9 protein-coding genes and 5 pseudogenes are annotated in these 9,804 nt (G+C 58.4%); 8 read left to right on the top strand and 6 right to left on the bottom strand.

Annotation, left to right across the window (positions count from 1 at the left end; translation table 11 throughout):
* The 6 genes and pseudogenes from NKH54_RS31395 to NKH54_RS31370 all read left to right on the top strand — a co-directional run.
* Positions 1 to 537, top strand: a pseudogene (locus tag NKH54_RS31395) (hypothetical protein); the annotation flags it as partial.
* Between the two features lie 117 nt (positions 538 to 654).
* A pseudogene (locus NKH54_RS31390) lies at positions 655 to 930 on the top strand (DUF269 domain-containing protein); the annotation flags it as partial.
* Between the two features lie 25 nt (positions 931 to 955).
* Entirely contained in the window at positions 956 to 1,159 is a 204-nt protein-coding gene (locus NKH54_RS31385; protein WP_353029657.1) for a CCE_0567 family metalloprotein, read from the top strand.
* Entirely contained in the window at positions 1,156 to 1,473 is a 318-nt protein-coding gene (fdxB, locus tag NKH54_RS31380) for a ferredoxin III, nif-specific (RefSeq protein ID WP_353029656.1), read from the top strand. Before NKH54_RS31385 ends, fdxB begins: the two co-directional genes overlap by 4 nt.
* Before the next feature lie 29 nt (positions 1,474 to 1,502).
* The gene (locus tag NKH54_RS31375) at positions 1,503 to 1,883 is read left to right on the top strand and encodes an exopolysaccharide production repressor protein (RefSeq protein ID WP_353029655.1); all 381 of its coding nucleotides are present in this window, start codon (positions 1,503 to 1,505) and stop codon (positions 1,881 to 1,883) included.
* A 323-nt stretch (positions 1,884 to 2,206) separates the two neighbouring features.
* A pseudogene (locus NKH54_RS31370) lies at positions 2,207 to 2,404 on the top strand (transposase); the annotation flags it as partial.
* 179 nt (positions 2,405 to 2,583) lie between these two features.
* Here NKH54_RS31370 and NKH54_RS31365 read toward each other — a convergent pair.
* The 5 genes and pseudogenes from NKH54_RS31365 to NKH54_RS31345 form a co-directional block, all read right to left on the bottom strand.
* Positions 2,584 to 3,333: a class I SAM-dependent methyltransferase gene (locus NKH54_RS31365; RefSeq protein ID WP_353029654.1), complete on the bottom strand. Its 750-nt coding sequence runs from the start codon at positions 3,331 to 3,333 to the stop codon at positions 2,584 to 2,586.
* Between the two features lie 15 nt (positions 3,334 to 3,348).
* On the bottom strand, positions 3,349 to 4,386 hold the full coding sequence (locus tag NKH54_RS31360; protein ID WP_353029653.1) for a glycosyltransferase family 2 protein: 1,038 nt from the start codon (positions 4,384 to 4,386) through the stop codon (positions 3,349 to 3,351).
* Positions 4,373 to 4,801 (bottom strand): GtrA family protein, encoded by a 429-nt coding sequence (locus NKH54_RS31355; protein WP_353029652.1) that lies wholly within the window; start codon positions 4,799 to 4,801, stop codon positions 4,373 to 4,375. The genes NKH54_RS31360 and NKH54_RS31355 overlap by 14 nt, the downstream gene beginning before the upstream one ends.
* 2 nt (positions 4,802 to 4,803) lie before the next feature.
* A complete protein-coding gene (locus NKH54_RS31350; RefSeq protein ID WP_353029651.1) occupies positions 4,804 to 5,361 on the bottom strand; it encodes a hypothetical protein in 558 nt (185 codons plus the stop codon).
* Positions 5,362 to 5,700: 339 nt separating this feature from the next.
* Positions 5,701 to 5,878 (bottom strand): annotated as a pseudogene (locus NKH54_RS31345) (helix-turn-helix domain-containing protein); the annotation flags it as partial.
* Between the two features lie 188 nt (positions 5,879 to 6,066).
* Between NKH54_RS31345 and NKH54_RS31340 the strand changes: the two are divergent.
* Positions 6,067 to 7,890: a hypothetical protein gene (locus NKH54_RS31340; RefSeq protein ID WP_353029650.1), complete on the top strand. Its 1,824-nt coding sequence runs from the start codon at positions 6,067 to 6,069 to the stop codon at positions 7,888 to 7,890.
* Positions 7,891 to 8,082: 192 nt separating this feature from the next.
* Here the strand turns inward: NKH54_RS31340 and NKH54_RS32605 are convergent, their stop codons facing one another.
* Positions 8,083 to 8,445 carry a hypothetical protein gene (locus tag NKH54_RS32605; protein WP_502907583.1) on the bottom strand — a complete coding sequence of 121 codons (363 nt, stop codon included), beginning with the start codon at positions 8,443 to 8,445 and terminating at the stop codon, positions 8,083 to 8,085.
* Between the two features lie 880 nt (positions 8,446 to 9,325).
* On the opposite strand from NKH54_RS32605, the pseudogene NKH54_RS32600 reads away from it, so the two are divergent.
* Positions 9,326 to 9,510: pseudogene (locus NKH54_RS32600) on the top strand (IS256 family transposase); the annotation flags it as partial.
* Positions 9,511 to 9,804 lie beyond the last annotated feature (294 nt).

The following is a 9,804-nucleotide window of genomic DNA, read 5'->3' as shown; positions in this document are numbered from 1 at the left end:
GATTGGATACTTGCAGCGCTAGACCAACTCTTCCATCCAGCGCATGACCATTCGCACATTCCATCTGCTGAGCGCTTCGCGATGGGCAAGGAGCTGTCCGAACAAATCCTCGCGCTGAATCCCCCGCAAGGGGACAGCCCTAAGTTCCGGTCCTATCCCGCGGTCGCCCGATACTATCACGAGAACGGCAACAATGATCGCGCGATCGAGTTGGTCGAACTGGCACTGACGTCGCTGGACGGTCCGGAGCCTATCCCGGCCGAATCGAAAGAGCAGCATCTGCCGGATTTGCTGCAGGCTCTCGCCAAGTACAGGGGGTGCCAAGGCTTGTTGCGGTGCTCTCTTTGCGGCTGCGCAATACAATTTCCCGAAGGGTGCCAAGGCGCGGTCGGCCGAGGAGGAAAGATAAAAAAGGGTAATTGGTCGAAATGGCTTACTGGCCAATTCGTCCATTTCCCTGGCGTGGCCGCAGCAAGGAGGGTCCATGCAGCACTTAGTCGATTGTTTGCAGCAGGATCGAGGCTCGAATCTTCATGACCTGTGGCCGCATTGCGGCGGAAGTGATGTTCGACGCGAGTTTGCGTGGAAGATCTCGCAGTCGAGGAGGTGTTCAAGGTCGGCCACGAGGACATCAATTGCGTGGAATGGGCCGCCCCGAGCCGCGCGTCGCTGTGGAGGGTCGATATATTCTACACGGCCGTCGGGCTTAAGGATCGAGGAGCGCTCTGGCCTGATGACATCGCCAACGATGGAGATGAGACCCATGGGGCTTCGGACGATTGCTCTTCACTGGCGGGCGGTTGGTCGCTCTGTCGAGACATCCACCGGTTCGGCTTCGAGACGTTCAGGAAGCTCGCGGAGGCCGGTACGAAACTGGTCGACGATGCGACTGCAGCCATCGAAGCCTATTCCGACGTGGCGCCGGCCTGATGAAACCGATTTTGAGGAAGGATTTATGTCAAACCTAGATGAGATAGGGAAGAAAGTCCGAAAGCTTCAGCTGCGCGCGGCAGTTGCCAAGATGAAATTGCGCGACCTTGCAGAGAATCTCACGGGAAAATGGAGGGAGATAGAGGAAGTTGCCGAGGAAACGTCCGCCGTTTTTGCCGAGTTGGATGGTGCCAAGAGAGAGCTCGCTGCAATGAAGAAGTTGCGATGACGAGCACATTCACCACCCGCGACGGCTCCGGATGGGTGCCGGAATATCTCACCGCTATAGACGGCACGACCTGCATCGGCTGCGGCCGCTGTTTCAAAGTCTGCTCTCGCGAGGTCATGCATCTTTACGGCGTCGATGACGTGGGTGAAATCCTCGGCGCCTGCGACGGCGAGGAGGACGATTTCGATGGCGAGCTCAATCGCATGATCATGGTCGTCGATCGTGCCGGCCGGTGCATTGGCTGCGGAGCCTGCGCCCGCGTCTGCCCGAAGAACTGCCAGACCCATGTTGCGGCCGACCAGGTCGCAGCATGATCTGAGGAGACAAAACCAGGAGAACGGCGTTGTCCTTAAAAATCTTTTGTCGCGTCCTGGGGCTGGTCCTCTGCAGCAACGCTCTGATTGTCTACTTCGCTTCTCATTCCATCCGCACAGTAGTCGTCACGACGCTGGCTTGTTCGTTGCTCCTTCAGTTGGCCTATTTCGCAAGCGTGCTCTTTCTGATCTGGCGGTCTGGCTGGGCTAGCAGAAATGGCCGGATGGCTGAGCGTTTCGGTCGTTGCAAGGACGTTGGATACCAGCCGTCAGACGATGATGAGGTCAGGAATGAATCTTCAGACGTGCCTCAGCTCGTTCCGATGGGCGGCATATCGCTGCTCCGTCGAGGCGAGGTGACAAGATCAGAGCTCAGCTTCGCGCCACTTTGGAGCAACCATGAACATTGAGCGGATCGTTCATGACGTACTATGCTTGGCATGATCGTAGTCGACCGCATTCCGGTCGTTCTAATCCCGGGAGATGCAGTTCGGCTCGATAAGCATTGGTAGCTTATCGCAGCAACCCGCATGCCGGTTGCTTTGTCTCGATGACGAATGAGGCGCTGGAAATAGCGACGGGGCTCTTCTGGAATTTTGGAGAACGCAGCAGACCTCAAGCAAACACGCCTCTTAGAGCCTGACCCGAAACTCGGTTTTGGGGGTGGAAGCGGTTGAGTGGCCCCGTCCGTTGTGATTCGTTTGAGTTGTCTAGACTTGAACGGGATCACGACATGGGTTGGACGGAAACCACCCGCCGGCGATATTGCCGCGCGGGGCAGCGAGATGCAAACGCGTTGACGGACAGGGAGTGGGCGTTGATCGAGCCGTTCCTGCCGGGAACGAAGACAACGGGACGACCGCGGACGACAGAACTTCGGGCGGTCGTGGACGCGCTTCTCTACATCGCCTGGACCGGCTGCCAATGGCGGGCATACGCCCTGCTGCATGGATGGCATGAGACCAAAGTGTACCTGAAACCGCCGGGCCTTGCCTGCGCAAGTGAGATTCCCACAACAATATCAACATGTTGCCGTTTATGACGGACACTAGCTAGGCCTCAGATATTTGTAAGCGCGAACAAATGTGGGGCTGGCAAACAGGGTTGTGATCAAACCGGAAAATTGTCCTCGGGCCGCCGGGCCACTGCGAACAAGGATAGCCCTATCGGCAAAGGAACCCGCCCCACTAGGTGACGCTCGAAGGCGAACATCCCGGCAAAGAGTTGGTTTAGAAGGGCTGCCGGCGGGATGTCGTCATGGGTTTGTCCGCCGGTCAGTTTGCTTGTTAGCCGCCGCAGCAAGCCCAGCGGGAACAGAAACGTGCTGAAGTAGCCAATATCCGCGGTCACCAGGCCGGCGCGTTCGATCGCCGATCTGAGGGCGGCGCGGGTATACCGCCGCTTGTGGTGATGCACTTCGTCATGTGCCGACCACATCCACGGATGCGCGGGCACCGTGATTAAGATCGCGCCTGCGTGCCGCAGCTTGGGCTTCAGAGTCGTAAGCGAGGCGACATCCTGCTCGATGTGCTCGACCACGTCTAGCAGCGCGATCAGGTCGTAACTGCCATCCTGGGCTTCAAGCTGGTCCGGCAGCGCCGCGAAGCCGATCTTGAGGCCGCTCTTGCGGCGTGCGATCTCGCGCGCGGCAGCGTCGAATTCGACGGCGTCGACTGCGCCGAATTTTTGCAGAAGATCTAGGTTGCCGCCAGTTCCGCACCCCGCCTCAAGGATTCGTGCCTCGCCCTTCGGCGGCAGACCAAGCTGGACAAGGAGACGTTCGATTATGGCGCGGCGGCCAGTAAACCACCAATGAATTTCTTCGTTGGCGGCCAAGCGCTCATAGATGATTCTGTCCATCGCTCATCTCCGGAATCAGCTTCCTTGTCGGAATCCAGCATCGATCCCCATAGTGGAGCGGACGATGAACAGCGGCCTTCCTTTCACTTCGTTGAAAATGCGGCCGATATATTCACCGAGAATGCCCAGCGACAGAAGATTGAGGCCACCGAGAAGCAGGATTGCGACCATGAGAGATGCGTAGCCCGGCGCATCGCGGCCGGCTATCAACGTCAGCAGGAGGATGAAGACCGCATAGCCAAAACCAAGTGTGGAGACCGCCGCGCCGAGATAGGTCCAGAGGCGCACGGGGACTGTGGTCGAGGTGGTAACACCGTCGAGCGCGAAATTCCACAGTTTCCAGTAGTTCCATTTGGTCTGGCCAGCTTCGCGCTTTTCCCTCACATAGCGGACGTCCTCGGTCGGGAACCCGACCCAGGAGACCAATCCCTTCATGAAGCGCGCGCGCTCTGGCAAGAGTTTCAGGACGTCAATCACTTCGCGATCGATCAGGCGGAAATCGCCTGCCTCCGCGGGTATCGGTCGTTCTGCCATCCGGTTGTAGGCCGAATAGAAGGCCCGCGCAGTGAGCCGCTTCAGCCCCGTGTCCGCCGTCCGGTCGGTGCGGAGCGCGTTGACGATCTTCGCGCCTTCCAGCCAGTTATCAACCAGCTGCGGGATTATCTCCGGCGGGTCCTGAAGGTCCACGTCGATCGGAATGACGGCGTCCCCCGAGGCATAATTCATCCCCGCCGCCAACGCGGCGTCCTTGCCGAAATTGCGGGAAAGCACGACAACCTTCACGGCGAAATTGTTTCGCCGTTCGGCGGAAAGCGCAGCCAGCGTTGCGTCCGTGCTGCCATCGTCGACGAACACGATCTCGTAAGTCCCCCACTTGCCAATCCGCCGGGCAGCCTCTTCGAGGCACGGGATGACGCGCCGGAGGAACGGTGCGATCGCGTCCCGCTCGTTCAGCACCGGAACTACCAATGAAATCAGCCCAGATATTCTCTGCGAACTCATCACCACCCCCAAACCCGCACGAGGCGTCAATCCACGACTATTTCGCTTCATATTCGCCTTCCTTGAAGACGAAGAGATTATTCCCTAAGAAACCTACGATGAGATAGCTTGCTACGGCTAGAATTTGGACAATATAATCACCGAAGCCAAGCCAGGCAGTGGCCGCAAGTACCACCAAGACATTTATGCAATAAGCAAGCAGCATTATCATCAAAAATCGCCAAACTCCTGCGATCGGAATCTTGCTCCGGAAGGTGTATCGCCGGTTCAGCAGAAAGCTCACAAATAAGCCTACTGCATATCCGGAAACATTTGCGGCAATGGGTGGCATTGCCACCCAGCTTATGCAGAAAAAGATCACCGACAGGCCGACAAACGTGTTGACGCAGCCAACGAGAACGTAGCGAAGAGACGGACCAAGCTTGGCGCATGGCACGATGATCTCGAAAGGCTTGGGTCTCGCCACCACTATGGGCTCGGCTCGAATTCGCTTGTCCCTGCCTTCCCGTAGATAGATGACGGCGTTATCATCTTTGTATGCTTGCCGCCAGCCTCCGAGTTCATAGAAGGAGGGGATGCGCCCGTCCCGGCCGCGAGCAACGCCCAAGCAATGTCGTGCTCCGCGATCAGCTTTTCGAGAACCGGCTTTCCTGCACTGCTTCCGGATTTGTAATCTTCGCTAGCAAACCCATCGAGGAAGAGCTGATCGGCCCGCGTGTCGATATACGTCTTGATTCCATGAAGAATCAGCGTTCCTCCCAGATTGTCAGCATTCAACACATTGCCCGACGCGCCATGCTCTCGCACATAGGCGGGCGCGCCCGACGCAGCATTTTCCGGCGTCGGCTCCAGATCATTCTTGATGGCGAGGAAGCAAGCCGCCAAGAGGAGCATTCCGCCGCTGATGGCGGGTAGGATCGTCCCAGCACGTTCGAGAGTGTCCGCTCGTTCCCGGACTGGAGCTCGTGAGGGGCTGGCCGCAGCCAGCTCGATCGGAGGAACGACGGACTCCACATGCAGCGTCATGTTGCTCTCCAAAGCTATGACCAAACGACTGAACGACTTCGTGCGCGAGCTCGCTTCTCCCTCAGAACGGGGACGCACCGTTATCAAGGAAAGGAGAGCATCACTCGTTTTGCGCGTGCACTCAGCCCTCACTCAGTGTTGCTGCATCTCAATAGCAACGGTCGTGCCAGGGCCGTTCGCACGCGTTAAACTTCTGATTCGCTTCCAAAAAGTTTGTACGCCGCAAACAGTGACCGGTGTTTTGAACTGGACAGCCGTTGTATCGTTGTCAGAAATCGGACAAGGATCAGCCGTGGTTTGCGCGATTTCCCACCTCGTCACTCTCTATGAGAGATTGGCTACGCGTCTGTCGAGCGATAGGTCACTCACCAGTTTCTTCGGCTTGCCGTTCTCCTCCCTGCTCCTCGAGCTGCTTTACCCGCCGCATCTCCGTCGGCAGGGATCCGTCGTAATTCTTCTTTCTATTGAAATAGGTCGCCTGACTGGTCCCGGCCTTCCAGCAGATGTCCGCAACCGGCTCCGTCATGGCCCATAAAGCCCCTTTTGGGCATCCGAGAATTTGAGCCTTCGTCCACGAGCGGTCCAAACATTGGAATCGGACTACCAATTCTTGTAGGCGATTGGGGGGCTCAGGTCGGTTAGAAGCTCCTTGACGCTAATATCCATTGAAATGGGCCTCCTCTAGGAGGTTGGCAGGAAGGGCCTATGCCAAGAGAGAACCACTTTGCCAAGGGAAGGACGTTGTCAGTCTTGCTGGAGCGGATTTTGCTGGCTCTGTCCGCCGTAACCACAGCAATCCTTTTCGCCTGGTTGCTATACTACAGCAGTTACGGTTTCTATCTCGAGGACGAGGGTTTCTACCTCAACTCCATCGCGAACCCATTTCGCTACGCAATCAATTGTCCGCCGTCCCTTTTTGGCTTCGTCTATTACTTGCCGTATCAGTGGGCAGGTGGCGATGTTGCAGTGCTTCGCATGGCGAACGTCACGTTTACTATGGCGCTGGGCTGGATTCTGAGCTTCCTTGTGATCCAGCGCCTCTGGACAGTCGGCTGGCCGCAGGCGGCGGTGCTATCGGCAGGGATCGCCAGCATGGCATCACTCGTCTTTCGGCTCCGGCTGCTCATCCCCAGCTACTACGCACTGGCCTTTCAATCGCTCTTGATCGTGACGATCGGCTTGCTGCTAGCCGACCTACCAGGGCGCATGCGCCCAGTCTTGGGTTGGATCCTGGTCGGCGTTGGCGGCTGGTGCTGCTTCATGGCCAAGCCGACCACCGCTGCGGCCGTTGCCCTCGTCGTTTTGCTCTATGTCGTCGTTTTACGCCGAAAGTCGCTGCTGCCCATGCTCGGCGCGGCGCTGGTCGCTCTCGCTCTGCTGGTTATGACCGCCTACTTGATCGACGGCGGCATTACCGGGCTGGTGACCCGGATGGTTAACAGCGCAAAGATGGAAATCCTGCTGGGTGCCGGGCACGAGGTGTTTCGCAGCTTTCGGATCGACTGGCTCGCCGCTAGTCGCTCGCAAGTCGCCATGGCTGTGTTACTGGCGGTAGCTCTTCTGCTCAGCATTCTCATGGGGTCTAGGGACAAGTTGCTCCCATCGCTGGCTCTCGCTGCGGTGTTGATCATAACAATAGCGATTGCGCTGCTGGGGATCGATCCAATCAGCATTCAGCCCTCAACCCTATTCCTGGTGCCGGCCTTCACATGCCTGGGCGCGATGCTCTATCGTAAGGGATTGGTTCTGCGCACCCAGCCTGCCAGCAGCATCGCTCTAGCGCTAACCTTTCTGGTCCTGCCGCACGTGTTCGCACTGGGCTCCAACATGAATTACTGGTACCTGGGTGCCTTCGACGCCTTGTTCTGGATGCTCGCGGTCGTTGCTTTCCTCAGCCCTCTTGCGCAACAGGGACGCAGCCTCGCCACCCTATTGCCCCTGACGGTGTTGGCACAGTTGCTCACTGCATCAGTCATCAATGATAGCGTCCTCAACCCGTTGCGTCAGGCGAAAGATCTGCGCGCTTATACAGCTGTCGTGTCCATGCCGGGCGGTGGAAAATTGGTGCTCTCGGAAGCCCTCCACCACTATCTGGCTACGGCCAGAGCCCAGGCTCGCGCGGCCGGCCTCGAAGTTGGTACCCCGGTGGTCGATCTCACTGGCGGCTCGCCGAGCCTGCTGTATATGCTCGGGACGCGAGCGCTCGGTCTTCCATGGCTGATAGGAGAATTTCCCGGCGGTAGCGCGGTGGCGGTGGAAACCCTCGGACTTGAGAACTGCGCTGATCTGGCCAAAGCGTGGATACTGATCGAGCCAGAGAGCCAGTATCATCTTGACCAAGCCAGTGTCATGGCCTCCTTTGGAGCTGGGCAGGCCGACTACGTCGCGGCCGCTACGTTCGACCGCCCCGTCTTTGACGGGGATTATCCGCATGCTCGGGAGTTTCTGTTCAAGCCCATACGCTTCGCCGCGCCGGCGGAGCAATCCTGCCGCGAAGCCAGGCGACAACGTCCGGAGAGCCAGAAATGAAGCCAATAATGAAAGCTGTAATCTTGCCTTGGAACCCGACTCTCCGAGGAACCCCACCTTCGGCGCAAGCCCATGTTCGAGATCGGCGGCAAGCTGATCTGTGGCACATCCTTAAAATCTGCTCGCACTAGACTTAGACTAGATGTGCGGAAAGTTAGCTGACGAGAACTTCCGCCCGACCAGCTCACCAGATCATAACGAGGGATGTTGAACAGCAATGGTGCTTCCGTAGATGTCCATCATCTGACGGAGACCGTCGCGTATTTCAATCCGCGGCCGCCAACAATGTGCTGTCAGGCGGCTCGAATCCATGAGCTTCCGCAGCGTGCCGTCGGGCTTGGAGCGATCGAATTCAAGTTCTACCATCCGGACAGCTCCGCCACCAACTGGTGTCAGCAACGGCGATGCGAGGCTGAATCTCTTCGTTGGTCGGCGACGGAATGTCGCGATCGACTCGGTCGGAGTGGCGACGAAGCTGAGATCGGGTTCGCGATTCTTGCTGAGCGGCGTTGGCACACAGATGATGACGACGTCCGTCTCGACGGTTCTCGTCAATGCCCAAGCCCAATACCTTGAAGCCTACATCGACGAAGCGGAGCACCACCGACAAGCCTAGACAATTGGAAGCCGACTACGACGCACCGTCGCCGTCGTGTTCCCCTCGCGACCAGGGCGTACTTGATAGTATGAAGTCCGCGCTCCGGTGTTCGGTTTTCGATGAGGAGACTGGTCTATTAGATGTGCGGAAAGTTTGCTGACGGAAATTGCCGACCGACCAACTCACCAGAGCATAACGAGGCTGGTTGAACAGCAATGGTGCTTCCGTAGATGTCTACCATTTGACGGAGACCGTCGCGTAGTTCGATCCGTGGCCGCCAACCAAGTGCTGTCAAGCGGCTCGAATCCATGAGCTTCCACCGGCGTGCCGTCGCGCTTGGAATGATCGAAGTCAAATTCTCCTTGCCATCCAGACGGTTCCGCGACCAACTGGTGGAGGCCGAGCGGCCGTTGCCGACATTGATCGGCCCGGCTTCATCCTAGCGCTCCATCAGAAAGTCGAGCGGCCATGGCTGGGTCGGCGGTCAGCTCATGGTACCGGCCTGTAGGGCGATGCGTGTCGCTGCTGGGCCGCGTGAAGCGATTGATCCGGCCCAGTTTACGGTAGCCCTGGACCCGGCTGGACCCGACACGGGCAGTCTTGCGCCGAGCTTTGCCATATTCAAGGGACGCAAATCTTGGCACAACATGACACATTACCCGGCCTGGGCAATCTGGGCCAACATGTCGCTGTCTTCCTTTGCGTAATCGGCGGAAGTGGCGAACAACCGTTAGAGAAGCTCGGTTCCGATGATGCCCAGTGTGACACCGATCCGCAGCATCCTGGTCGCTGCCGAATGCCGGAGGGGCCTCTTGGGACGGAGCATGATCGATGCCGGCCCTTGCAAGCGCAAATGCCAATGCGGCGCGCCTCCAATGGCGCGCAGTCGCCCACCAAATCCGGCCGAAGGTGCCGAAGCTGGCTACGATCATGGACGATGTCCGAACCTGATGAGCTCGCCTAACGCGATCTTCCCGAAGGCGTATCGCGCCAAGCTCCGCCCGACGGATGAGATCGACAAGACTGTGCTCCGCGTGGTGGTATTCTTCTCGCGCGCGCACCGTGCGAGGCGCGGTGAATCGGCTGCAATCGCCGCCGACCCTTGCCGCCTAGGGCGCGCCCAATGTCGTTGTCTTCTGACGCAAGCAGTGTCACGACATGAACATCGCCCGAAAAAGGCCGAGGAGAGTTACGAGCGCTTTGTGGTGCCCTGGCGCCCGCGCACGCCCCGAAGGAAGGGCGCGAGGGCGCCTCCTTCTGAGGAGCTCGTTCTAACAGCGCCGAAAGATGCCACACCCTCGCCGCTCGTCTCATTC

It is taken from the genome of Mesorhizobium sp. M1004, assembly GCF_040318795.1.
GTDB lineage: Bacteria > Pseudomonadota > Alphaproteobacteria > Rhizobiales > Rhizobiaceae > Mesorhizobium.
The sequence above is the reverse complement of the archived record's forward strand: the minus strand, read 5'-3'. Positions and strand labels throughout refer to the sequence as shown.